This window comes from Lamprobacter modestohalophilus, from assembly GCF_016583905.1.
GTDB classification, from domain to species: Bacteria; Pseudomonadota; Gammaproteobacteria; order Chromatiales; family Chromatiaceae; genus Lamprobacter; species Lamprobacter modestohalophilus.
On sequence record NZ_NRRY01000018.1, the window covers coordinates 63600 to 87000 of the forward strand.

At 61.6% G+C, this 23401-nt stretch carries 23 protein-coding genes; 9 read left to right on the forward strand and 14 right to left on the reverse strand.

The window, feature by feature from the left end; translation table 11 throughout:
- Positions 1-10 precede the first annotated feature (10 nt).
- The 9 genes from pufL to CKO42_RS12220 form a co-directional block, all read right to left on the reverse strand.
- Positions 11-835 carry a photosynthetic reaction center subunit L gene (gene pufL / locus CKO42_RS12180; RefSeq protein WP_200244215.1) on the reverse strand — a complete coding sequence of 275 codons (825 nt, stop codon included), beginning with the start codon at positions 833-835 and terminating at the stop codon, positions 11-13.
- 109 nt (positions 836-944) lie between these two features.
- Positions 945-1142, reverse strand: coding sequence for a light-harvesting antenna LH1, alpha subunit (gene pufA, locus CKO42_RS12185; RefSeq protein ID WP_200244216.1), 198 nt, complete (start codon positions 1140-1142; stop codon positions 945-947).
- A 93-nt stretch (positions 1143-1235) separates the two neighbouring features.
- Positions 1236-1379, reverse strand: coding sequence for a light-harvesting antenna LH1, beta subunit (gene pufB / locus CKO42_RS12190; RefSeq protein ID WP_200244217.1), 144 nt, complete (start codon positions 1377-1379; stop codon positions 1236-1238).
- Between the two features lie 881 nt (positions 1380-2260).
- Positions 2261-3757: a chlorophyllide a reductase subunit Z gene (bchZ, locus tag CKO42_RS12195; RefSeq protein ID WP_200244224.1), complete on the reverse strand. Its 1497-nt coding sequence runs from the start codon at positions 3755-3757 to the stop codon at positions 2261-2263.
- A gap of 5 nt (positions 3758-3762) precedes the next feature.
- On the reverse strand, positions 3763-5268 hold the full coding sequence (bchY, locus tag CKO42_RS12200) for a chlorophyllide a reductase subunit Y (protein WP_200244233.1): 1506 nt from the start codon (positions 5266-5268) through the stop codon (positions 3763-3765).
- A 122-nt stretch (positions 5269-5390) separates the two neighbouring features.
- The gene (locus CKO42_RS12205; protein ID WP_200244240.1) at positions 5391-6383 is read right to left on the reverse strand and encodes a chlorophyllide a reductase iron protein subunit X; all 993 of its coding nucleotides are present in this window, start codon (positions 6381-6383) and stop codon (positions 5391-5393) included.
- On the reverse strand, positions 6376-7320 hold the full coding sequence (gene bchC / locus CKO42_RS12210; RefSeq protein ID WP_200244243.1) for a chlorophyll synthesis pathway protein BchC: 945 nt from the start codon (positions 7318-7320) through the stop codon (positions 6376-6378). Before bchC ends, CKO42_RS12205 begins: the two co-directional genes overlap by 8 nt.
- 389 nt (positions 7321-7709) lie before the next feature.
- Positions 7710-7898, reverse strand: coding sequence for a YgaP family membrane protein (locus tag CKO42_RS12215; protein WP_200244245.1), 189 nt, complete (start codon positions 7896-7898; stop codon positions 7710-7712).
- Positions 7899-8189: 291 nt separating this feature from the next.
- Complete coding sequence (locus CKO42_RS12220; RefSeq protein ID WP_200244247.1) at positions 8190-8369, reverse strand: hypothetical protein; 180 nt, start codon at positions 8367-8369, stop codon at positions 8190-8192.
- 513 nt (positions 8370-8882) lie between these two features.
- Here CKO42_RS12220 and pufB (CKO42_RS12225) point away from each other — a divergent pair.
- From pufB (CKO42_RS12225) to dxs, 5 genes are all read left to right on the forward strand, one after another.
- Positions 8883-9026: a light-harvesting antenna LH1, beta subunit gene (gene pufB, locus CKO42_RS12225; protein ID WP_200244249.1), complete on the forward strand. Its 144-nt coding sequence runs from the start codon at positions 8883-8885 to the stop codon at positions 9024-9026.
- 13 nt (positions 9027-9039) lie between these two features.
- Positions 9040-9273 carry a light-harvesting antenna LH1, alpha subunit gene (gene pufA, locus CKO42_RS12230; protein ID WP_338034908.1) on the forward strand — a complete coding sequence of 78 codons (234 nt, stop codon included), beginning with the start codon at positions 9040-9042 and terminating at the stop codon, positions 9271-9273.
- Positions 9274-9350: 77 nt separating this feature from the next.
- Entirely contained in the window at positions 9351-10727 is a 1377-nt protein-coding gene (locus CKO42_RS12235) for a cytochrome P450 (RefSeq protein WP_200244251.1), read from the forward strand.
- Positions 10724-11644 (forward strand): class I SAM-dependent methyltransferase, encoded by a 921-nt coding sequence (locus tag CKO42_RS12240; protein ID WP_200244252.1) that lies wholly within the window; start codon positions 10724-10726, stop codon positions 11642-11644. The genes CKO42_RS12235 and CKO42_RS12240 overlap by 4 nt, the downstream gene beginning before the upstream one ends.
- A complete protein-coding gene (dxs, locus tag CKO42_RS12245) occupies positions 11637-13559 on the forward strand; it encodes a 1-deoxy-D-xylulose-5-phosphate synthase (protein ID WP_200244253.1) in 1923 nt (640 codons plus the stop codon). The genes CKO42_RS12240 and dxs overlap by 8 nt, the downstream gene beginning before the upstream one ends.
- 106 nt (positions 13560-13665) lie before the next feature.
- Here dxs and CKO42_RS12250 read toward each other — a convergent pair whose 3' ends face one another.
- From CKO42_RS12250 to crtD (CKO42_RS12260), 3 genes are all read right to left on the reverse strand, one after another.
- The gene (locus tag CKO42_RS12250) at positions 13666-14505 is read right to left on the reverse strand and encodes a carotenoid 1,2-hydratase (RefSeq protein WP_200244311.1); all 840 of its coding nucleotides are present in this window, start codon (positions 14503-14505) and stop codon (positions 13666-13668) included.
- Positions 14506-14582: 77 nt separating this feature from the next.
- Positions 14583-16058: a 1-hydroxycarotenoid 3,4-desaturase CrtD gene (gene crtD / locus CKO42_RS12255; RefSeq protein ID WP_200244255.1), complete on the reverse strand. Its 1476-nt coding sequence runs from the start codon at positions 16056-16058 to the stop codon at positions 14583-14585.
- A 121-nt stretch (positions 16059-16179) separates the two neighbouring features.
- Positions 16180-17670 (reverse strand): 1-hydroxycarotenoid 3,4-desaturase CrtD, encoded by a 1491-nt coding sequence (crtD, locus tag CKO42_RS12260; protein ID WP_200244257.1) that lies wholly within the window; start codon positions 17668-17670, stop codon positions 16180-16182.
- A gap of 238 nt (positions 17671-17908) precedes the next feature.
- On the opposite strand from crtD (CKO42_RS12260), the gene CKO42_RS12265 reads away from it, so the two are divergent.
- From CKO42_RS12265 to pufA (CKO42_RS27300), 3 genes are all read left to right on the forward strand, one after another.
- Positions 17909-18352, forward strand: coding sequence for a hypothetical protein (locus tag CKO42_RS12265; RefSeq protein ID WP_200244258.1), 444 nt, complete (start codon positions 17909-17911; stop codon positions 18350-18352).
- Between the two features lie 221 nt (positions 18353-18573).
- Positions 18574-18723: a light-harvesting antenna LH1, beta subunit gene (gene pufB / locus CKO42_RS12270; RefSeq protein WP_200244259.1), complete on the forward strand. Its 150-nt coding sequence runs from the start codon at positions 18574-18576 to the stop codon at positions 18721-18723.
- Positions 18724-18801: 78 nt separating this feature from the next.
- A complete protein-coding gene (pufA, locus tag CKO42_RS27300; protein WP_242479339.1) occupies positions 18802-19068 on the forward strand; it encodes a light-harvesting antenna LH1, alpha subunit in 267 nt (88 codons plus the stop codon).
- Between the two features lie 215 nt (positions 19069-19283).
- On the opposite strand, the gene CKO42_RS12280 is transcribed toward pufA (CKO42_RS27300), so the two are convergent.
- Positions 19284-19874: a hypothetical protein gene (locus CKO42_RS12280; protein ID WP_200244261.1), complete on the reverse strand. Its 591-nt coding sequence runs from the start codon at positions 19872-19874 to the stop codon at positions 19284-19286.
- An 83-nt stretch (positions 19875-19957) separates the two neighbouring features.
- Complete coding sequence (gene crtY, locus CKO42_RS12285) at positions 19958-21130, reverse strand: lycopene beta-cyclase CrtY (protein WP_200244264.1); 1173 nt, start codon at positions 21128-21130, stop codon at positions 19958-19960.
- Positions 21131-21456: 326 nt separating this feature from the next.
- On the opposite strand from crtY, the gene CKO42_RS12290 reads away from it, so the two are divergent.
- Entirely contained in the window at positions 21457-23361 is a 1905-nt protein-coding gene (locus tag CKO42_RS12290) for an FAD-dependent oxidoreductase (protein ID WP_200244269.1), read from the forward strand.
- Positions 23362-23401: the final 40 nt, after the last annotated feature.

A 23401-nucleotide genomic window follows, 5' to 3' on the forward strand; every position in this document is an offset into this window, starting at 1 on the left:
TGGTGTCCCCTTATGACCAGAACGGTAATTCGAGCCACCAGTTCCACCACTCTGGCCAGCCACGCGTCCAGAATGGGCCGCTCAGCACGATACAAACCGCGCTCCAGAAGGCCGCATTGATCGCGAGGAACAGACCGAGACGGTGGATACCGAGCGCACCGATGGAGTAACCGACGAGGTCACGGAAGAAGGTGTTCTCGTGCTCACCCGTCTTCACTGCCTCACCCTTTTGCGGGTTCGTCATCGATAGGATCAACGATCCATGCAGCGCCAGCGCGAGAGCATTAGTGAAGAAGAACGTGATCGCCAACATGTGAGCTGGGTTGTAGTGGAAATGCAGGTATTGGTAGCCCACATTCGATACCCAGTCGAGGTGACTGAAGATGCCGTACGGGAAGCCATGTCCCCATGCACCCAACAACACCGGACGAATCACGACGAGCGTGACATAGGCGAGGATTGCAAAGCCGAAGGCGATAGGGACATGTAGCCCCATGCCCAGTTTGCGTGCAATCTCGGCTTGACGCAGCGCCCAAGAGACGAATGCGCCAATCGCACAGATAGTGATGAATTGCCACAGACCACCCTCCAAGAGCGGTGCCATCCCAAGCCCATAGCTCAGGTCAGGCGGGGCAATATTGATTTCCCAAGGATTCCAGGTCGGGCCCATGGCCGCGCCCCAGATAATCAGCAGGGTACCAAGCGTGGCGAAGAAGATTGTCGAGACCCCGAAGAAGCCGACGTAAAACGGCCCCACCCAAAAGTCGAACAGATCCCCCCCGAGCAAGGTACCGCCACGAACGCGGTATTTTTTCTCGAAACTCAGCATGGCCATTAAAGATTTCCTCTGCTGGGGAGACACGCGCTAGCGCCCTCCACGTAGCAAAATCGGCGGCAGGCGTTGCCATGCTGGCACCCGCGCTGCCGTCATCCGATAGGCCCTGTTAACTCTGCTGCGGGACGACCTGCACTGCGGGCGCCTGAGCGGATACGGCCGGGATACCGTCTTCTAGCCAGTTGAAGTCATTCGTGCTCAGCAGGATCAAGTGGATCGCTAGTGCCAGAACGGTCAGGAAGCTAGCCATGCCGATCAGGGCCATACTCGGCTGAACAAGCAGCCAGATCTTGTAGATTTTTTGCATTACTTCGTTCTCCAGTACTCTGCCGTTAAGCAGAAATTGGCGATGCTAGGACATCGATGTTATAGGAATGGTCGTACAGGCGATCTGCTTGGCTTAGAGCCAAGGACGCCAAAACCAAGCCAGTAAATGTGCAAACGCCGCAACTCCAACAAAGGCACTAAAGCTAGACATGAATATGCCGTGAAACTCTTGAGCCTCTTCTTCCGTCAGTCCGGTTAAGCTTTTGTTGTCTGCCATTGGGTTACACTCCGGTTCTGCTAACTCGGCCATTTGGCCATTGGCGCATGACGTATGCGTCACCAAGAAACGCCGTGGCTGCTGTTGCCGCAGCGCTTGCAGGCATCCGCAGCATGCGAATACCCATTCGGCTCTCACGATTGAGGGCCACAGCCCGCCGTCGCTTAAGTCCAAAAAAGAAACGTGAGCAGCCCATCAGAGGCCCTGTCCACGCAAAAACTGTTTTTTGCTCCCACACCCTTGCAAAGGTGTCCTGGAGACTGCTTCCTTGGCTTCACAGGCTTGCTCACCCACGTAACCTGCCAACCTCAGCTTGAGCCAAGTACCTAGGAGCTGCCGAGTCAGACGGTGTTCAACCGCGATGCTGGAGATGTCAGACGAGGCGCTCACGACGTACGATGCAATCAGTGCTGGCTCAATCGGCTAGGTGGATGGGTGCCTGGATTCAAGTCCGTTGAGACGCCCAAGAGTTAAGTGTCAGTCTAGCCTGACCACGCTCTATGTCAAGCCAAACTTACACATTAACTGTCAGGTCAGGTTGGCAGTCTGCATTCCTTATGACGCATCTCATGTTGCCCTTCTGGGTCGCCAGACCACCGTGGGTCAACGGAGTCGCTGTTTTGGCTGACAAGACTGGCCTTCGCTCGTCATCTAGCATGCCTAGCGCCAGTAGCGGGCAAGACGACTCAAAGTAGCTGCGTAGGATCGGCTCCCAAGCAGTGTCTATATCGATAGGGCCAGACGAAAGGGAAAAGGGAGGCGCGAGCTGCGAAGCGCGAGGGAGATCGGTGCTTCAGGCTCCCAGATGCAGCTTACGACGGCCGCTGATGCGGCCTTGGAAGAGTGAATGTCCTTGCGGCGGTAGAGAGTGTTCTCTGCCGCTAAGCTGGGCGTCCGCGGGTCAGCTGATCTTTGGTGTCACGCAGCGTTGCTGCGCTAACCCGTTCTTCACCGGCAACCCGAGCAGCGCGCTCGGCCGCATCGCGGAGCCGCTTAGCCGCCGAGATACGGGTCAGCACCGGCGTCGCCTCGAGGATCTCATCGAGCAAACGCTGGGCGTCGGTGTCCCAGGCAAGCTCGCGATGCATGCGCGACGGCGTTGCCTCGACCTGATCGAGATCAGTACCAAGCGGCAGGATATTGAACAGCGCATCGAAGAGCGCGTTGCAGACCTCCTGGATCAGGTAGGTCGCGCCGGAATAGCCCATGAACGGGGTGCCGGTGTGGCGCCGGATGATGGTCCCGGGCAGCGATGCCGGAATGAAGGCTGCGCGCCCACCGATCTCGGCCAGGTACATGCGTTCGTTGTAGCCACCGAACAGGATCAGCGGCGTTCGCCCTTGAACCGCCTCGCGCACCGCATCATTGTCCGGCTTCTTGCCTGGTCGGCGCGGCACGGCGAAGTTGCAAGGTAGCCCCATCTCCTCTTCAAGGAAATGACGCACCCCACGGGTATAGGTCTCGGTAGCGACAATGCCAAAGCTCGCGGTACCGAAGAAATCTTGTGTCACCGAGCGCCAAAGATCCCAGATCGGCTTGATCGTGGTGTGCTTTTCGCGCTCAATGAAGGGCTCAGGGTCGAGCCCGAGCAGCTCACCGAGGGTACGTAAGAAGCTGGTGGTGCTGTGCAGCCCGATCGGCGCCTGCAGATACGGCTTCTCCAGCGCCTCGCAGAGCTTGCGGCCAAACTCGCGATAGAGGCAAACATTCACCGCAGCGTCGGCGAGACGCGGGATCTCGTCGAGGTGGGTGCCGAGCGGAAAGGTCATGTTGACCTCGGCGCCAATGCCCTCGATCAATCGACGGATCTCAGCCAAGTCCGACCAGGTGTTAAAAATCCCGTAGATCGGGCCAATGATGTTCACCAGCGGCTTAGCATTCTGGCTAGCGTCCTGGCCACTGCCCTCCTGCTTGCCGCGCTTGGCCTTGGCGGCCTTAGCACGCTTCTTAGCGGCCGCCGCACCATATTGATTCCAGAGCCAGACGATCGCCCGATCCGCACTCTGCCACTGATCCTCGTCGATGGTGCGCGGCAGGAAGCGCTGAATCGGCGTCCCGGACGGCGTCACCCCGCCGCCGATCATCTCCGCAATGCTGCCGGTGACGACAACGGCGGGCTGATCGGGGTCGAGGGTCGAGAATGCGCGACGCATCGCGTTCTCGGTCCCATCCTGCCCAAGCTCCTGCTCGCCGAGACCCGTGACGACAACCGGCAGCTCATGCGGCGGCAGCGCATCGGTGTAATGCAGTACAGCGGTAACCGGCAGGTTCTCGCAGCCAACCGGGCCGTCGATGATCACCGACAGCCCCTTGACCGCGGTAAACACATAGACCGAGCCCCAATAACCGCCAGCGCGGTCGAGGTCCTGGATCAGCATCAGCCCTATCCTCCCGCAGTCGGGCCTTTGCGCTGCGGCTTGGCTGAGCCTGAGCGCGACGTTGGTTTCTTACCCTGACTTGGGCGTGGCGTCGGCTGCTGATCCCAAACCCCTGCCGTGTCGCCCTCGCCGACACCAGCGAAGAACGCCGTCATCCGGTCGAACCGGGCTTGGTTGCCGAGCGCGGCGTTGACCACCTGCGCGAGGGAACCCGCACCGGCCGGCCCCATCAGCGGCCGCGCCGAGATCAGGTTGGTGAAATAGAGCGCAGGGATCGACTGCTCCTTCGCATGCTGGACGACTGGCGTGGTACCGATCGCGAGATCAGGTTTCACCGCGTCGACCGCCGCCTTGTCTTGCTCGAGGGTCGCGCGGAACTGGATCACCACGCCCTTGGACTCGAGCCATTCCCGATCGGCATCGGACCAAGGCGTGCGCGGCGTGGCAGTGCCGACATAGGGCACCCGCGCCCCACTCTCGATCAGCAGCCGCGCGACCAGCAGCTCCGAGCCCTCATAGCCGGAAACGGTGATGGTGCCATCGATTGGCGCCTTCGACATGGCCCCTTTGATCGCGGGCAGAAAGGCGTTCTTCGCCGCGCTGATCTTGTCCGCGGCGACGTTACAGGCCGCGCCAATGGCATCGAGCCATGCCGCAGTGCCGTCATAGCCCACCGGCGCCGAGCCAACCACAGCGCGCCCAGCCTTCTGGAACTCGCGGATCGATGCCGTGTAATAAGGATGAATCGCGGCGACTGCGGCACAGTCGAGCGCAGCATAGAGCTCACGCCATTCGCGCGTTGGCACCACCGGCCCGGTAGACAACCCCAGCGGGGCGAGCATGGCGCCGATCCCGACTGGATCGGCCGGGAACATCTCGCCCAGCAGGGTCACCGTCGGTTGTTCACTGCGGCCACCGCGCGGCGCCTGCACCGGCCCCTGCTCCGCCTCACCACGCGCATAGCGCAGCATGGCGCTGGCGAGCACATCCTTGGCCTCGGCATGGGTCGGCACGCCAAACCCGGGCACATCGATACCGATGATGCGCACACCGTTCTGCGACTTCGGCAGCAACCGCAGCGGCACCCCGGAGGCGGTCGGCACGCAGAGGTTCATCACCACCACGGCGTCGTACTTGCTCGGGTCCGAGAGTTGCTGAACGGCCTCGCGCACGTCCTCGAACAACTTGCCCGTGACCAGGGTCTCGGAATCAAAAGGGACATAGCCGACGCTGCGCCGCGCACCATAGAAGTGCGAGGTGAAGCTCAGCCCATAGACACAGCAGGCCGAGCCGCAGAGGACGGAGGCGGTGCGACGCATGCGCAGACCGACGCGGAGAGACCCAAAGGCCGGACACATGGTTTGGGGCTGATCATGGGGTCCGGTCGGATAGTCGGTCGCCAAGCGCTGCAGCACATCGCTGTTACCCGCCGCTTCCGCGGCTCGACGCAATTCATCGGCACCAGCATGGCAGCCGACACCCTCGTTACTGAGCGTCGCGTCATCGCTCATTGGAACCTAAACCTTGTTGATACATTTTTTCTTGAGCGTAGAAGCTCGGCTCGATAGGCCAAAACCGTGCAGCCCGATGAGCTCTTGGGATCAGAAGCCGCCGATGCAGGCTTGAGGCGCTCTCACGCCTCGTCGTAGATCACTTCGAGCGATGGCTTATCGAGACTGCCCGCCGCGCACATATCCTCGATCGTCGCCGGCTCGAGCCTGATGTCACGCCCAACCGCATCGCTCGAGAACAGGTTCAGCAACTCGTCCTGACTGAGCGGATGAGCGCGCAGCGGTGGCGCCTCGGCCGCATTCACACCCAACTCCTCGAACAACGGCGCCCAGGTCCCGCCGGGCATGCCGACGATCTGATAGGCCGCGCTCTTGCGTCGGATGTCGTCATCAGCCGGGATCGAGGCCAGCACGGGGATGCCGACCTGCTTCGCCCAGGCCTGCGCCTCGCCCGTGCCATCGTCCTTATTGATGACGATGCCGGCAACGCCGACATTGCCGCCGAGCCCGCGGAAGTACTCGACCGCGGAGCAGACATTGTTGGCGACATAGAGCGACTGCAGATCGTTGGAGCCGACCACGATCACCTTCTGGCACATGTCACGCGCGATCGGCAGACCGAAGCCGCCGCAGACCACATCGCCAAGAAAGTCGAGCAGCACATAGTCGAAATCCCACTCATGGAAGCCAAGGCCTTCTAGGATCTCGAAACCATGAATGATCCCGCGTCCACCGCAACCGCGGCCGACCTCGGGCCCACCAAGCTCCATCGCAAAGACGCCGTCGCGCTTGAAGCAGACATCACCGATGGTGACCTGCTCCCCGGCAGCCTTCTTCTTCGACGAGGTCTCGAGAATCGTCGGACAGGCCTTACCGCCAAACAGCAGCGTCGTGGTATCGCTCTTCGGATCGCAACCGATCAGCAGCACCTTCTTGCCCTGCTGCGCGAGCATGTAGGACAGGTTGGCCAGGGTAAAGCTTTTACCAATCCCGCCCTTACCGTAGATGGCGATCACCTGAGTCTGCGTGAGCGCCGGCGACTGACTCGATAAGGCCGCGGACTGTTCGGGAAAACCGACGTTCACAGCAGCGGACGTGGCGGAGGCGTTAGCCATTCATTCCTCTCCAATCGAGAACCATCTTCAGACAGGTCGGATCATCGAAGGCCGTCTCGTAAGCCGTGGCCGCCTCGGTGGCGGCATAGCGATGCGTGATCAGCCCTTCCAAAGAGAGCGCTCCGGCCTCGATCAAGCCGCGCACCGCGATCAGATCGGCCTCGCGGAACTCCGCCGCCACACGCATCCGCAGCTCGCGCATGAATGCGGGCGGAAACTGAAACGAGAGCGCCGCCTCGTAAAAGCCGGCCAGAACGATCTCGCCGCCGCGCGCCAGGCGCGCGATGAGCTGGTCGAGGAGCGCGCTATCGCCGCTCACATCGCAGATCACCTGGTAGTCGGCACGGCTGTCGGTCTGCGGATCGAAGACATCATAGCCGACCGCGCCGACGGCTCGCGTCGGATTCGTCTCCCAGACCACCGGCGCCGGCGCACCCAAGGCAATGGCAACCCGCGCCAGCAGTCTGCCGAGCACGCCATGGCCGACGATGAGATCCGGGCAGGTCTTGCCAGGACCGGCGATGGCGTGATGGGCGGTCGCCGCCAACGCCATCAACACACCCTGCTCGCCCAGGTCATCCGGGATCGGCAGCAGCCGCGCGCCGGGTACCACGACCCGAGACGCGGCGCCGCCGAACAGGCCGTTAACGTCGCCATAGCAGCGCGCGCCGGGCACGAACACCAGTTCGCCCTCGCTGCGACCGCTGTCGACGCCGGCCTTGATCACTCGCCCTACCGACTCGTATCCCGGCACTAACGGATAGCCCATGCCGGGAAACGGTGGCATGCGGCCGGTCCAAAGCAGCCGCTCGGTGCCGGTGCTGATCCCGCTGAAGTCGATGTCGACGACGCAGTCGGCATCGGCCGCCGGCGTCAGCTCCAGGCGCTTCAGCGCGAGCTGCCGTGGTTGATCGAGGACGACGGCGAAGGCAGACATGTCAGCAGAAGCGTTCAATGGGATGCTTTAAGATGAGTACCGACCTGGCCGACGGTTACGACGGAATTAGTCGAACAAATTCAGGCTATTAAGGCAGATTTTATTCAAGTGTCAGTCTAGCTTGACTATCGATTCTGTCAAGTAAAATTTACACATCAATGGCGCCGAGGGCGCCGCGGGTAGGATCTTAGCATTTCCTGCTTGTCGGTGAGAGCCGGCATGAAGGACTCGCTGGAGCCGATATAACCGAGCCATGCCTCGTATCGACACATCGGAAACCCGAGCTGTCTTGAAAAAGCCTGCCCGCTTGCACGATCTGTTGGCTCGCCTCGAACGACAGAAGACCAAGCCGCAAGCCGGCAGGTTAGTCGACGAAAATCGCCCTGCCCCTACTTCCCGAGGGTGTTCATATTGAAGGCAGTATAGGCCGGGCACGAACGCAGATAAGCGGTACCAACCAAAGCCAGACCGATCAGGCCCAGCAAGTTATGATCGATAAGGCCCCACAGCGCGATCGCGACGCCGGCAGCGAAACGGATATTACGGTCCGTGTCGCCAATGTTTATAGTCATGTTCATGTCGAAACTCCTACAACTCAACGCTATTGTGAATTGGCTGCCCGATTGATGGCATCCCAGCTCGCCAACATCGCCGCCAGGAAAACCTCATAATCCTTGTGTAAATATAAATTGACACAAGGGAGTGTCAGGTTAAACTAACGCTCAGAGCATCGCAAGCGTTTAATCAGGGCCCATGTAGCACTCGTCGGTGCTCAAGGAGCCAGCGAGTGCGGCGGTAGGCAGTCTCGTCTTGTGGCCTTGGAGCGGCGCCGGCCAGAGTCGCCCGGCGCCGTGACGTTAGCCAGCGAGTTATTGATACTTCTCGCAGCCGGCCTTGTCACTGATTGCATCCAAAAACATCGCATCGTACCAGGGAATCTGTTTGTCACAGATATGGTTGAGATTCACCGCTCTCGAATAACCTTTAAAGAAAAGAGCGCCCCCGACGACCATGATGGCGAACAGAAACATCAGTAACCCTGATTTCATTAAAGCTTCTCCTCAAGTGGCGGCACAAAGCCATTGTGATCCTAACCTCAAGACCAACCGGCACCTCTCCTGCAAACGGCCCTTGATGATCTAGGCCTTGCCGCAGCCGGTACCGACGAATTAAGGTGTTTCGTGGCTCAAGCGTCCCCGCGCCGACCACGACGACCTAGCCACTGAGGTTAGCGAGGGTTACAAGACCGGTCAACGCCGAATCAACATGTTCCGGGGTGTCACAACTCCGGGGTGTCACAGCGGCCGTTGTTGGGCCCACTCCCTAGCAGAAACGCTCTTCGGCGCGCCGCCTGATCGGCCACAGAGACACTGTTAAGTTTTGTTGACATTTTATCGCGTCAAGCTAAACTGACACTCAATCGGAGCTGTCAGTTAGGCCTGTCAGTCAGGCATTAGGAGTCGCGGGCGGCTTAGTGGCTGGTCGCAACCAATCTCGTTCTGCATCACAACAGCACCCGACAACCGATTTGCGAGGGGCACGCCCCCTAGGAGACTCAAGAGATGTCAGAAGACAAGCACCCCTCGGGCCTCACCCCCGAGCAAGCTAAAGAGTTTCATGAACAATTTAAGATCACTTACACCGCCTATATCGGCATCGCCGCGATCGCGCACCTGATGGTGATGATCTGGAAACCTTGGTTCTGAACAGGAGGCGATTGTGTTTCAAAAAGTCCTCAACTACAAACCCGCCGAGCATGACTACCGCATCTGGCTAGTGATCAACCCGGCAGTCTGGCTGATCCCCATGTTCGCCCTCGTCCTCCTTGTCGCCCTCGCCGTGCACGCGATGGTCTTCGCAATGCCGGAATACAGCTGGAGCAAGGCCGATGGCATGGAGCCGACGGTTCAGACGATTGCGGCGGCACCGAAACAGACACAGACAGCCCAGTAATTTCGCGCAAGGTCGCGCGACCTGCAATGCCGAGTGGATCGGAGCCGTAACAAACGGCCTCCGATCAGGTCTTATTCATGCACCTGCATCCAGCCACCGACCCCGTAACGCCTCCCGATCAGGTCGCCGCCAAACCGCCGACCTTATCGGCCTTTGCGTCCCTGCCCCCGCTGTTCCGTCGGGATCTCCTGACCTTGTTCGCGCGGGCCTCCGAGTCGCCGTTCGTTCGTCTTGACTATCTCGGCTTCCGTCTGTTTCAGCTCAATGATCCCGCGCTGATCCGGGAGGTGTTGCTGGACAAGGAACGGCGTTATCGCAAGGGCCGCCTGATGCGTCGGCTCAGCGCGGTGACCGGCGAGGGTCTACTGATCAACGACGGCGAGCGCTGGAAGAAGCATCGCCGTCTGGCAAACCCATCCATGTCCGGCCGTCGCCTGGCGGGGTATGCGCCGGCGATGGCCGAATCGGCTCGCCTCCTGGTCGAGCGCTGGCGGGCCCTTCCGGCGGGACAGCCGGTCGATCTGATCGCGGAGATCTCCCGCACCACCCTGATCGCCTTGCTGCGGACGCTCTTCGGCATCGATTACGACGCGCGCTACGCGGATGTTAGCGAAGTCATTCACCGCCTGCTCGATGCCCTGGTACAGCGCGGAAGCAGCCTCCTCGCACCGCCGCTGAGCTGGCCGACACCAGCCAACCTCGCCTTTCGGCGCAAGATCGCCGAGGCCGAAGCGATCCTGGCGCGCATCATCGACAGCCGTCGCCGCCATCTAGACGACGATGACGACCCGAGCGATCTGCTTGGCCAATGGCTTCGCCAGCGCGAGCAAGATCCCGAGCACTTCACCCCGGACGAGATGCGCGACGAACTCATGACCATGCTCATCGCTGGTCATCATTCGCTCGCGATCGCGCTGAGCTGGGCGCTGTGGGAGATCGCGGGTGACGCAGGCCTGCAACAAGGACTCCGCGCCGAGGTGGACGCGCTAGAGCAGGCGCCAGCCGACGCCAACGCAATGCAGGATCTGCCGTTGACCCAGGGTGCCTTCCTCGAGGCGCTCCGTCTTTATCCACAGCCACCGATCCTGCTTCGCGACGCCCTTAGCGACCATGTCCTTGGCGGTTACCGCATCCGCGCTGGCGATCAGCTCATCATCAACATCCTCGCCATCCACCACGACCCGCAGCTGTGGCCGGAGCCACATCGCTTCCGGGCGGATCGCTACCCGAACATCAATCCGGACCATCTGATGCAGGCCCATCACCTGGGCTTCGGCGGTGGACCAAGGAGTTGTATCGGGCGTCGCTTCGCCCTGATCGAGGGCACCCTGCTACTGGCCCATCTCCTGCGAGGACTGCAGCTCGATCGCGCTACCGCAGGTCCAATCGAGCCTCGCTTTGCCGGCATGATGGTACCCACAGCACCGTTGCTGCTGCATGTGACGCCGAGATGAGTGAAGCAGCTGAGGCCCGAGCGCTAAGCACTGGCGGCATAGCGCCGGTCGCACCAACGCTCGACGGCGTCAGCCGCACCCTACTGATCCCCCTGCTCGCCCGCGCCGAAGCCCAGTCGCTTTGGCCTGGGGTCGCATTCGATGACGCCGCAGCGCGCAGTCTGACCGCACAGCTTGCGGTCGATCGCGCCGAGCTGGGTTCAGACCCTTTCCCGATGCGGCTCTGCATCAGCCGCTCACTGGCGATCCAGGAAGCGCTCGGTGCATTCCTGCGCGAGCCAATCGAGCGCACCCTGGTGCTGATCGCCTGCGGTCTCGATACCCTTCCTGTCCGGCTTGACGCATCACTGGAGCCAGCCCAGCAGGCGCGCATACGCCGCTGGGTCTGCGCGGACCTACCGCCAGTCATGGCGCTACGCGACCAGCTCCTGCCGACCTCGGAGCGGATTCGGCACGTCCGCGCCTCCCTGCCCGATCAGCTCGATGAGATCGCCGCAGCCCTCGACGAGACGCGGCCCGTGTTTATCCTGGAAGGGGTTCTACCCTACCTCGCGGCTGAGCAGGTTGCAGACTGTCTCGCCGCACTGGGCAGACTCGCGCCCGCTGGCGCCGATCTCCTGATCGATGGCTACCACCCAGCCCTGCTCGCCTTCTCGCGGCTTGGCAACACCTTTCGGCGGATGCGCACGCGATTCCGCTTTGGCATCGCCGACCCGCGCGATTACGCCGGGATGGCCGCGCGTATCCACTTTCGCGCGCAGCAGGATCTGCTGCGTCCCCTACCCTGGCATCACCGCAAGCGTGCCTGGCTGCCATCGCTCGTCGCTGGCGGCAAGCCACTGGCGACGCTGGCTCAGCTCGAACTCAGGCCAAGCACCGAGGATGCCACCCCGTTTCGGAGCGTTCGCCATGACTGACACCGCGCCCTCGGCACCACCAGAGTATCCGCTCCTCGACCTGATCGATGACCCAACCGATCTGCGTGCGCTCCCGAGCAGTGCCCTGAAGCCGCTGGCCAGCGAGCTGCGCGCCTTCTTGATCGACAGCGTCTCGCGCACCGGCGGCCATCTCGCGGCCGGACTCGGTGTGGTCGAGCTCAGCATCGCCCTGCATCGCGTCTTTGAGACGCCAGATGATCGCATCGTCTGGGACGTTGGCCATCAGGCCTATCCACACAAGATCCTCACCGGACGCCGCCAACGCATGGGACGTCTGCGCCAGAAAGGTGGGATCTCGGGCTTCCCGAAACGCAGCGAAAGCGTCTACGACAGCTTTGGTGTCGGCCATTCGAGCACCTCGCTGAGCGCGGCCCTCGGCATGTCGATCGCCGCGCGGCTCAAGGGCGAGTCGCGCCAGGTCGTCGCCGTGATTGGCGATGGCTCGCTGGGCGCTGGCATGGCCTTCGAGGCCTTGAATCATGGTGGCCCGCTCGACCCGAACCTGCTCGTCATCCTCAACGACAACGAGATGTCGATCAGCCCGCCGGTGGGCGCCCTCAGCAAGCACCTCGCCAGCCTCCTGAGCGGGCGCGCCTATATCAACGTGCGCGAAGGCAGCAAGCAGGCGCTTGCGAGTCTGCCCGAGCTGCGCCAGTTCGTCGGTCGTTGGGAAGAACATCTGAAGGGGATGTTCATGCCGAGCACCCTGTTCGAGGAACTCGGCTTCAACTACATCGGACCGATCGATGGTCACGACCTCGACGCCGTCATCACCACCCTGACCAACATGAAGCAGATGCCAGGCCCGCGCCTGCTGCATCTGATCACCCAGAAAGGACGCGGCTACACCCCGGCCGAGCAGTCTCCCACCCGCTACCATGGGGTGACCCCGTTCGATCGCGCGACGGGCAAGATGCACAGCAAGGCTGGCACCGGGCCGACCTATACCCAGGTCTTCGGTGACTGGATCAGCGACGCCGCGGCACGCGATACCCGGCTGATCGGCATCACCCCCGCGATGCGCGAGGGCTCCGGACTGGTGTCATTCTCCGAGCGCTTCCCGGATCGCTACTTCGATGTCGGCATCGCCGAGCAGCATGCCGTCACCCTCGCCGCAGGGATGGCCTGCGAAGGGCTGAAGCCAGTAGTCGCGATCTATTCATCCTTCCTTCAGCGCGCCTACGACCAGCTCGTGCACGATGTCTGCCTGCAGGGTCTCGATGTCACCCTAGCCGTCGATCGCGCCGGACTCGTTGGTGCCGATGGCGCGACCCATGCCGGCAGCTTCGACCTCAGCTTCGCTCGCAGCCAGCCCAATCTGGTCATCGCCGCCCCAGCCGACGAGAACGAATGCTGGCAACTGCTCGAAACCGCCTATCAGCATCCGGGACCGGCCCTGGTGCGATATCCGCGCGGCACCGGCCCCGGCGTCGCCCTCAAGCGCGGAGCCGAGACACTCGCCATCGGTCGTGGCGAGGTCCGGCGCCTAGGGCGCGAGATCGCGCTGCTCGCCTTTGGTAGTCGCGTCCCCGCCGCTGAAGCAGCCGGACAGGCACTAGACGCCACCGTCGCCAACATGCGCTTCGTCAAGCCCCTGGATGAGGCACTCATCCTTGAGCTCGCTGACCAGCATCGGCTGCTGGTCACGATCGAGGAGAATGCAATCGCTGGCGGCGCCGGCTCGGCCGTTTCCGAGGTGCTCGCCGCGCATGGCCTGGCTGTCTACTGCCTGCACCTTGGGCTGCCCGATCTCTGCCTCGAGCAAGCCGGACATGAGGAACAGCTGCGGACCTGTGGCCTCGATGCCGCCGGCATCGAGCACAGCGTCAGGATGGAGATGGAGCACATCGACCTCTACGCCGAGGCCTCAAGAGCAGATCAGCGCGCTGCTTAAGACGTATAGGAGGAGAGAGGAGAGAGGAGAGAGCCTAAGCAAAAGGTTGCTGGATTCAAAGGCAACTCCTCCTCTTCACTCACTCCTCTTCACTCACTCCTCCTCTTCAGCGCCGTGGCATCCGATAAGGCAGCAGTTGCTGGACCCAAGCCGAGCGGAAGCGATCCAGCGATAGGCTCTCATGCACCGCCTCGATCGGACGGCCCTGCAGGTGTGAAGCAATGACTGAGCGTGAATAAAACGGTGTATCTTCTAATGTCTTGACGACCCGGGGCGGATGCTGGGCATCGGCTTGACTGGAGCGCGGCATGCGCCAGATTGGGGTGCGCGCGAGGCGATGATCCTGCGGTGCCTCAAAGTGGCTCAAGCCGCCATCCGCACCGAAGTGTAGCCCGAGTGAGAGCCTGTCTCCCTCCCGCCGATCGGCATGATAGAGGATCAGACTCTCATCGCCACCAAGACTAGCGCGCGACCAATCCCAATAGCGGAAGGCATCCTCCAGCGGCTCATCACCCCAGTTGCGGTCCAGATAGGCATGGCCAGTCCAGCTGATGGCTGGACGCTCAAGACTGACCTCGACGCGGGCACTCGGCGCGATCGGTCGCCAGCGATGCCGCCCGGCTTGATCCAGCTCGAAGACCTGCTCATTGATAAAGGTCGGCGTGACCTTGATCTCACCGCGCACGCGCTGCGGGATCGGCGTGCCGATCTCATCGATCTCCACCGTCAGGGTGCGATCAGCACCCCAGTGCAGGGCGCTGGGTCCGATCTGCAAGTGCGAGGGACTCTGCGTGAGCCCGCGCTGACGCCGCTCGGTCATGGTCCAACGCCGCGCTTTGCCATAGAGACAGACGTTCAGCGAGCAATAATCGCGCGGCTCATCGCGACCACGCCGCCGGCCCTTGAAGTAGTAAGGCGAGAAGACGCTGCCGATGAAGGCGATCAGGGTTAGCCCATGGAGACCATCATCACTGAGCGCGTCGACATACCACCAGGCGTAGCCGCGCGGTGGAACCTGAACGCTTAGGTCAGGTCCTTGAGGATCGCCTCCGCCGCCAGACGCCCCGAGATGGTCGCCATCGGCACCCCCGGCCCCGGATGCACGCTGCCCCCCGCCAGATAGAGTCCCGCCAGTCGCGAGCGAGCCGCCGAGCGGCTGAACGGCCCCCGCCATCCATGCGAGGTGCGACCGTAGAGCGCCCCCCCAGTGGCCGGAAACAGGCGCTCGAACTCCGTCGGCGTAGTGATGACCCGACGCTCCGGACTGAGGTCGGCCCTGAGGCCACAACGGCGCAACAGGTTGAAGGTCTGCTCCTCGCATTGCTCGATCTCTTCGCTAGTGAAAGGTTTGATATCGCCCCGCGCGGGCGCATTGACGAGGCACAACAGCCGCTCCGGCCCCGCGACCTCGGCGTCGTCATCGCGATCCTGTGCGCAGACATAGACCGTCGGCTCTTTGGGCAGCTCGCCACGCCCAAAGATGGCCTTGAACTCCTCGGCATAGTTGCGGCAAAAGAACACATTGTGGCGCACCAACGGGAAGCCACTGGTCTTGGCATGAACGCTGAAGGTCACAGCCGATAATGAGCGCGCGGAGCGTGGATGCGCTGGGGTCGCGCGGCGCACTGCCGCCCCAAAAGACCCAGCGGACAGCGCCGCGGCATCGGCGTTACAGAGCACGGCATCCGCCTGGATACGCTCACCGCTCTCAAGCTGTACGCCAACGACGCGCTTGCGCTCGACGAGGATCTCCTGCACGCCGGCCTGATAACGCAGCTTAACGCCTTGCTCCTGCGCAAGCGCGGCACAGGCCTTAGGCAACTGATAGATACCGCCATCGACGGTCCAGACCCCAGCCTGCTCCACATGCGCAACGATCCCGAGCGTTGGCGGCGCGTGGAACGGCGAGGAGCCGACATAGGTGGCATAACGGCCGAAGAGCTGGCGCAGCCGCGGATCAGGGAAGAAGCGGCCCAAGTCCTGCCAGAGCGTCGAGTAGGGTTTCAGGCGCGCCACCGGAATCAGGCCAGAATCGAGCACCAGCGAGAGTGGGGTCGGCTCCGCGAGCTGGATGAAGGCATGCTCCAAGGTGCGGTACATATCGCTGGCGCGCGCGCAGAAGGCGCGAAACAGACGCGCCTGCTCGGCACCAGCAAAGTCGCCAATCGCCTCGGCCGAGCGATCGATGTCGGTATAGAGGTCGAGCCGCTCGTCCTCACTCCAGGCATGGCGCGCTAACACCTCGACCGGACGCAAGCTGAGGTAATCATCAAGCCTGGCTCCAGCCGCGGCGAAGAGCTCCTCGAACACCCAGCGCATGGTCACCACGGTCGGCCCCGAATCGATAGGCGCACCCGCGACCTGGACCTCACGCATCTTGCCGCCCGGATAGTCTGAGCGCTCAAACAAGGTCACCCTTAGGCCCTGGGCGGCGATCCTGATCGCGGCCGCCAGACCGCCAATCCCAGCTCCAATGACAACGACGTGCGGCTCAGACATCGGCTACCTGAGATCTTAGGCAGGCGCGAGCCGAGACCATCAGTACTGCGGTAAGAAGGGCGCAGTGCTGAATAGGATTGCGGCTGGCGCGATTGCGGGAATGACTCAACAACGGTCTCAATCAGAGGCTTTTCAAGACCATATCGGCCGCTAGACGTCCGGAGATCGATGCCATCGGGATACCCGGGCCTGGGTGCGCGCTGCCACCAGCGGTAAACAGCCGCTCGATCTTGGTCACCGCGCCAGGACGATCGAACGAGCCCCACCAACCATGATTGACGCGACCGAAGACCGCCCCGCCAGAGGCCGGATAGGCACGCTCGAAATGGGCCGGCGTGGTCACCGCAATGTCTTCGCGCTCAGCGAGCGTTAGCCCACAATGTTGCAGCAAGGCGGTCACCTGCTCGCCACAGCGTGCTATCTCCTCCTCGGAGATGACCTGGGAATCACCCCGTGAGGGCGCATTGACCACAATCAGCATTCGCTCGCGCTCGGTTGGCTCCGGCGCCGTGGGGTCACCGCGATCCTGTGCACAGAGGTAGACGGTCGGATGGGCGGGGAGTCGTAGATCCTCGAAGACCGCCTTGAACTCGTCCGCATAGTCGCGCGGGAAGAACACGTTGTGATACTGCATCGGAAACCCGACCGGACGCGCGAGCAGATTCCAGGTCACCACCGAATGAGAGCGATTCTTTGGCGGAATCGGCGCCACCGCCTGCTTGGCTTGTTCACCGAACAGACCCGCGCCCAGCGCGGCCGCATCCGCGTTGCAGATCACCGCGTCGGCTTCAAGCTGCTCACCGTTTTCCAAGCGCACACCGCGAGCACGCCCACCTTCCACCAGGATCTCGGCCACAGCCGTGCCGTAGCTCAGCTCAACGCCCTTCTCTACGGCCAGCTCCGCCAATGCCTCGGGCAAGCGATGAATGCCGCCTTCCACCGCATGTACACCGCGGCTTTCGACATCGGCCACCAGCATCAGGGTCGCCGGGGCATGGTAAGGAGAGGCACCGACGTAAGTCGCGTAGCGACCAAACAGCTGCCGCAGACGCGGGTCCTTAAAATAACTGCCGAGCGCTTGCCACAGCGTGAACACGGCCTTGATCCGCATCAGCTCACCGAGCCCGCTCCAGCCGAAGCGCGCGAAGATGGTCACCGGCGTCGGCTGCTGCGACTGGATGAAGGGGACGTCCAAGGCCGCATAGACTCGCTTAGCGTGGGCGGCAAAGCGGCGAAAACCATCCGCCTCTTTAGCCCCAGCAAACTCGGCGATAGCCTGCGCAGAGCGCTCGTGGTCGCCGAACAAATCCAAGCGCTCCGCCTCGCTCCAGGCATGACGCGCGAGAACATCTGCCTGATGCAGCTTGACCCGTTCGCCCAGGTTGGCACCGGCCTCGCGAAAGATCTCCTCGAAGACCCACGGCATCGTCAGCACCGTCGGTCCGGTGTAGAAGGACTGATCACCAACGTGCTGCTCGCGCAGCTTGCCACCCGGGTGATGACCGCGCTCGAGCACTCTGACATCAAGGCCGCTCAAGGCAAGCTTCAAAGCCGCACTCAAACCGCCCATCCCGGCACCGATGACAATGACCTGTTTCTTGCGCGACGGCATACGCTGAGATTCTCGAATTTGCTAAGTTTACAGAGTTGTCCACAAAAGTAGACACGCGATACTGTCTAGGTTACACGACAGCTGGCAGATTGGCCAACGACGCCCCAAGCTCGCGAAGCGAGCGCTGATTAGGTCACGGATCAGGTCACTGGTCAGCTCGCCGGTCAGCTCGCCGATAAGAGCCAACAGCCACTTCCCCTTTAGCACCTCATCATCTTTACGAGGAGTCGCATATCCAATGAAGTATACCGCTAGACGTACTTGGCCTGAAAAATCGAAATCATGGGAATACCTGGGGGAATCCGAAAGCCTTGAAGAGTTCGCCCTCGCCTTTGCAACCGACAAGGCACTCGAGGTCGACACCGAGTTCGTCGTCATCGAGAAGGCCGGCGCCGAATCCGAGATTGAGTTCTTTAAGGTTACGCGAACCTCCCCCTACGGCTTGGTCACCGCTGCACCAAGGGTCGAGAGCGAGGGCAGCAGCACCGATAACGCGACGACCAAAGACGAGCAAAGCAGCAACGATGGCGGCGACGATAACTATGGCGGGGTCGAGGCCATCGCGGGCGCCTGGCGCGGAGTCATCTCCAATATCTTGATGTTCGTCAAGGCTGGCGGAGCGGCCTTCCTCTTCTTCTTGGCCGCCATCTTTCTCGCCAAGTGGCTATTCAACGCCTGGTAAGCCCTGCGCCACCGCCAAGCGCCCAGGCTTGAGCCGCGGCCTAGGAAACAGGAAATCTGTAACCCGCACTTGACACCACGAAGTGTCACGTTATACTTACATCCATCGTCGCAGCTTACTCAGAGCAACCTACTTAAAAAGCCCTGCATCTGCCGCGACTCCCTAGGCACTTGTCCAATTGACTTGTGCTAAAACCCTCACCTGATCTGAGGAAAATGACAATGGCCGAAGTAAAATCACCTAACCTGTCCGGACTGACCGACGCGCAAGCAAAAGAGTTTCATGAGCACTGGAAGCATGGCACTTGGAGTTGGGTCATGATCGCCTCTGTCGTTCATGTGGTGACTTGGGTCTATCAGCCTTGGTTCTAAGCCCCTCCAGGCAATCTATCGAATGCACTTGCAGCGCGCATCGCTGCACTTTTTAACCTCTCATTCAGGAAAGATTCCATGCAAGTCCCTTATCTGATGGCTGACCCGACCGTTGCTAAGCCTGATCATCCAGAAGAAGATTGGAAGATCTGGACCGTGATCAACCCAGCGGTTTGGATGGTTCCGTTCTTTTTCATCCTCTTCATTCAGATGTGGATTATCCACACCTATGCGCTGAGCCTGCCAGGCTACGGCTTCAAAGATTCCGCGCAAGCGGCTGTCGACGCTCGCTCTGCCGCCGTTATCGAGCAGGTTCAAGGCCAGCAGATCGCTCAGGTCCAATAAGACCATGCTTGATGCAGAGCGGTTCACCTCAGGCTGAATCGCTCGCTGGACGAGATCATCGATCGTCCATTTTGGCACCAAGCCAAGGACTGCTTCACAAGGAAGTGGTAAACAACGCCCTTAATGGGCGTTGTTTTGTTATGGGAGAAACGAAAATCCTGCGCAATTCAGTACGAGCTTGTTCCGACAATCGACTCAGCTGAGGCGCTGAACGGCTAAGCTTGTGCGAGTCCCTGTGCTCGATGCCGCATCAACAGGGTGCACAACAACGCTCCCACCAAGACCGCGACCGCAGTCACCACGAGATCGACAAGATTATCCGCCACCCCTAAGCCCGGGTCGTAATCGCGATACCAGGCAACACCAAGCACGAGCACTGCGCCGATGACGTTAGAGCGCCCCGGCGTCAAGCTCTGGCGCCAGACACTCGGCATGGTATGCAGAGAAAAGTGCAGAAACGCCAGCAACGCCCCAAGCAGATAGAGGCTGTTGATCGCCCCATGCTGCAGAGGTCCCCATAGCTCGCGCTCACTGCCGAAGAAGGGGATCGCGCAACCAAGCGCAAGCAGAACCAAAGCGATGGTGACGAAGCCCCGCAGACACCGCGAGCGAAAGGCATCGACATAGCACATCATCAACATGGTCGCGCCCAGATAGATGGCCGCCTTGGAGATCGCTTGGGCATCAACAACACCCAGGCTGAATGACTCAGGCACCGCGTAGACGCCGAGCAAGATAGCCGATGCGGCGATGACGAAGACCAGGATGAACGGAATAGGCCGACAATCGGCTGCGGATTCTGGCATGACAGACACTCTCTCGTGATGGTTGTAGGACGGCGCAACGACTGCTGCGCGCAGTCGTGCGGTAAAGACGTATTGAGGATTGACTAGGGCTGTTCTGGGGTCCGCGCACGGCGTCCCCACCCTTTTGGCGTCCAAGGGGCACCGACATACATGATTCGCCACCAATCGACCAAGGTTGTCTCCATCGCGAAGAAGCGATGAATCACCGCGTCTGGCAGCAAATAGAAGCGCTCCATCAAGCGCCGCCGCTTATCGCCATGGAACCAGCGGAACATAAGCAGATTCAGCGCCGCCAAGAAGATCGACTGGAAACGCAGGTAGCGCGTCAAGCGCCGCCAATCCTGACCAAAGAGGTCATCGACCGGCGTCTTCGAGAGATGCTCGGCTAAGCGCGAGGCCGCCGCCAATGAATAGCCTGTGCTCGGATTGAACCAGCCCCCGGCATAGCCCGCTACGATCGGCGCCTGGGACTTGGGATGAAAGGTGCTGAGCGCCGGCATCGGCAAGACGCCAACCTCGGTGCGCAAGACCGCGTCAATCTCCAAGCCAAACGCAGGCGCCTCGGCCAAAATCGCGGCGCTGATCGCATCGACATCCAGATCCGGGCGATTAGAGAAATAGGTATCCTCGATCAGCACCCGATCCGCGGCGAAGGGCAGGATATAGAAGAAGCGAAAACCATCACGCTGCTGACAGCGTGAATCCATCAAGATCGGCACTGTCGTCGGCGCAGCACGGCTGAGGCGACATTCGAGACCAACGAACTTCTGATAACCGCCACCAGGGCTATGACCGCCTTGCTCCGGTCCACGCGCATCGATCACCACGCGGCCGCGCAACCGCGAGCCATCGGCAAGCTCAACCTCCTCAGCCTGCACCCGGCGCACATCGGTCTCGCGCCGCAGCTCAATCCGCGGTGAGGCATCGGCAACCGCGCGCACGACCCGATCGAGGTGCTCCGAGCTCAGCGATCGATAGGCCCCCTTGACCCAACGCGAGGATTCCTTGAAAAACAGCTGATAGCCCGGCCATTCATACTCGATCAGGGGGGAGGCCCAAGCGAAGGCTGACGCTGGCAGATCGCGGGCTTGGAAAGACCAGATATGGTTGCCACCGATTCCGGCGTCGCGCTCGAGCAAGATGATCGATGCATCTGGGCGCCGCTGGGCGAGGGCTAGCAAGATGAGGGCATTTTGGAGGCCACCGCCGACAAGCAAATAATCGGCGTCGACCCGCGGTTGTTCCTGGGTGGTCATGGCTGTGATCGCGGGATTGTAGAGCGGAGAGAAGAGAAAACAGGGAAGGGAAACAGATCGCGAGTTCGGCCCGTACTCAGACCCCTGCTCACGAGGGCCTAGATTACCATGCTCGCAACAGGCTAGTAGCGCCCTTGAGCCTGCGCCGATGGTTGCTGCTTGATGACCGTCAGCGCCCCCCGGTTGAGCGATCGCTAGACTTCGAGGCAGTCCCCATCCAACCCCTCCCATTCCTGTCCGGGCTCGGATCATGCCTGCTTGCGGCGCACGCCGGCCGCGGCAAGGCCCCCGATCCCGCACATTGCCTCGTCGTTCCGGAGAACAGCATGCACCGTCGCCACTTCATTCGAAATGTTGGGCTCATCACCCTCGCCGGCACCGCGCTCGGCAGCGCTGGCTTGTACGCCATCCAGCCGCGGCGCTCTACCCAACCCTTTGCCTCCGACAAGAATGCAGAACTGCCACTGAGCCCGAGCACAAAAAAGCGCGTGGTGGTGGTCGGCGGTGGGCTCGCCGGCATTGCCGCGAGCTATGAGCTCGCCAAGCGCGGCTTTGACGTCACCCTGGTCGAGCGCTCCAGCAACCTCGGTGGGCGACTCACGGGCTGGGATGTCGACGTCAACGGCGAGACTATGGCCACCGAGCACGGCTTTCATGGCTTCTTCAATCAGTACTACAACCTCAACGGGCTACTCGCCGAGAACGGTCTGCGCGACAACTTCAAGCCGGTCTTGGATTACCCGGTGATCTTCAAAGACCCGGCCAAAGGCACCGAGAGCTTTACCAACACCACAACCCTGTTTCCATTCAACCTCTTCGCCGTCGTCAACCAGGCCAAATCGGTCTCACTGCTCGACTTCAATAACCCGACCGGCCGGCTCTACGAGGTGATGCGCTACGATCCGGACAAGACCTTCGCGCGCCTCGACGACCTCGACTTCAAGACCTTTTGTGAGCGCGTCAACAAGCCGATGGTTGACACCATCATCGAGCCCTTCGCGCACACCTCCTTCAACCAGTTTCATCAATACTCGACCGCCGAGGGCATCAAATTCTTCCATTTCTTCTTCCTCGGCAATCCCGACGGCATGGGCTACGACCAAACCATCGACGATGCCATGACCTCGGTGATCACCCCGTTGACCAATGCCCTCACCGAGCTAGGCGTGCGGGTCACCACCGGCGCCGAGGTTGATCGCCTGATCGCGCAAGACGGACGCATCAACAAGATCATCCTCAAGCGTCCTGGGGCTATCCTTGGCGCCGAGCACAACATCGATGCCGCCGCTATCGGCAGCGAATGGACCCCGTTCTGGAACGGCCCCAATCTCTACTATGCCAAGCGCGACGCGCAGGGTAGGATCCATGGCGTTTCTGGGCGTTGCACCCACATGGGCTGCCCGGTTGGTCTCGATGCTGCCACGGGCGGCTTCGCCTGCCCCTGCCATGGCGCCAAGTACGACAGCAACGGCGTTCCTACCGCTGGGCCGACCATCGTGCCGCTGGTCGAACTCGACGCCACCCCCACGCCCGACGGTCAGGTCAAGCTCAGCGCTCGAGCCGAGCAGTCGAACATCGAGCTGGAGGCTGACTATGTGGTGCTGGCCTGCGATGTGCCCGGCGTCAAAGGCATCATCGCCCAGTCCGATCTCGCAAGCCCCGAGCTGGTGAGCAGCGTTGAGCGCCTTGGCGTGGCTGATCCGTACATCGTCTGGCGACTCTGGCTCGACCGCGAATGCCCACCAATGGCGGTACCCTTCTATACCATTAGCGGCTGGCGCTACACCGACTCGATCGCGATCTACTCCCAGATGCAGCCCGAGTCGGAAGCCTGGGCGCGTCGCCACCAGGGCTCGATCATCGAGCTACACGCCTATGCGGTCGAGCCGGAGAACGTCATCGACGAGGCCGAGATCAAGCGCATCATGCGCGCCGAGCTCGACGAGCTGATCCCCGAGCTCAAGGGCGCCAAGGTCGTCTACGACATCTACACGATGCAGGAGAACTTCCCACGCTGGGCGCCGGGCGACTATGCCGGTCGCCCTGGTGTGCAGACGCCGATCGATAATCTCTTTCTCGCCGGCGACTACCTGCGGCTCGAGGTCCCGGCCAACCTGATGGAGGCGGCGACCATGACCGGCCGTATGGCGGCCAACCAGATCCTCGTCGCCGAAGGGCTGCGCGAGAATCCAATCCCGACCGTCGACCCCAAAGGACCGCTCGCGTTCTAGCTCAGCTCAAGGCTCGCGGCCAACCACCGCGGGCCGGCCA

Bases quoted from the DNA above. Each gene is read 5' to 3' on its own strand.
- crtD (WP_200244255.1), bottom strand. From the start codon at position 16,058: ATGTCTGAGCCGCACGTCGTTGTCATTGGAGCTGGGATTGGCGGTCTG.
- pufL (WP_200244215.1), bottom strand. From the start codon at position 835: ATGGCCATGCTGAGTTTCGAGAAAAAATACCGCGTTCGTGGCGGTACC.
- CKO42_RS12235 (WP_200244251.1), top strand. From the start codon at position 9,351: ATGCACCTGCATCCAGCCACCGACCCCGTAACGCCTCCCGATCAGGTC.
- CKO42_RS12265 (WP_200244258.1), top strand. From the start codon at position 17,909: ATGAAGTATACCGCTAGACGTACTTGGCCTGAAAAATCGAAATCATGG.
- crtD (WP_200244257.1), bottom strand. From the start codon at position 17,670: ATGCCGTCGCGCAAGAAACAGGTCATTGTCATCGGTGCCGGGATGGGC.
- CKO42_RS12205 (WP_200244240.1), bottom strand. From the start codon at position 6,383: ATGGCTAACGCCTCCGCCACGTCCGCTGCTGTGAACGTCGGTTTTCCC.
- bchY (WP_200244233.1), bottom strand. From the start codon at position 5,268: ATGAGCGATGACGCGACGCTCAGTAACGAGGGTGTCGGCTGCCATGCT.
- pufA (WP_242479339.1), top strand. From the start codon at position 18,802: ATGCAAGTCCCTTATCTGATGGCTGACCCGACCGTTGCTAAGCCTGAT.
- CKO42_RS12240 (WP_200244252.1), top strand. From the start codon at position 10,724: ATGAGTGAAGCAGCTGAGGCCCGAGCGCTAAGCACTGGCGGCATAGCG.
- pufB (WP_200244217.1), bottom strand. From the start codon at position 1,379: ATGGCAGACAACAAAAGCTTAACCGGACTGACGGAAGAAGAGGCTCAA.
- bchZ (WP_200244224.1), bottom strand. From the start codon at position 3,757: ATGCTGATCCAGGACCTCGACCGCGCTGGCGGTTATTGGGGCTCGGTC.
- pufB (WP_200244249.1), top strand. From the start codon at position 8,883: ATGTCAGAAGACAAGCACCCCTCGGGCCTCACCCCCGAGCAAGCTAAA.
- crtY (WP_200244264.1), bottom strand. From the start codon at position 21,130: ATGACCACCCAGGAACAACCGCGGGTCGACGCCGATTATTTGCTTGTC.
- CKO42_RS12290 (WP_200244269.1), top strand. From the start codon at position 21,457: ATGCACCGTCGCCACTTCATTCGAAATGTTGGGCTCATCACCCTCGCC.
- pufB (WP_200244259.1), top strand. From the start codon at position 18,574: ATGGCCGAAGTAAAATCACCTAACCTGTCCGGACTGACCGACGCGCAA.
- dxs (WP_200244253.1), top strand. From the start codon at position 11,637: ATGACTGACACCGCGCCCTCGGCACCACCAGAGTATCCGCTCCTCGAC.
- CKO42_RS12215 (WP_200244245.1), bottom strand. From the start codon at position 7,898: ATGAACATGACTATAAACATTGGCGACACGGACCGTAATATCCGTTTC.
- bchC (WP_200244243.1), bottom strand. From the start codon at position 7,320: ATGTCTGCCTTCGCCGTCGTCCTCGATCAACCACGGCAGCTCGCGCTG.
- CKO42_RS12220 (WP_200244247.1), bottom strand. From the start codon at position 8,369: ATGAAATCAGGGTTACTGATGTTTCTGTTCGCCATCATGGTCGTCGGG.
- pufA (WP_200244216.1), bottom strand. From the start codon at position 1,142: ATGCAAAAAATCTACAAGATCTGGCTGCTTGTTCAGCCGAGTATGGCC.
- CKO42_RS12280 (WP_200244261.1), bottom strand. From the start codon at position 19,874: ATGCCAGAATCCGCAGCCGATTGTCGGCCTATTCCGTTCATCCTGGTC.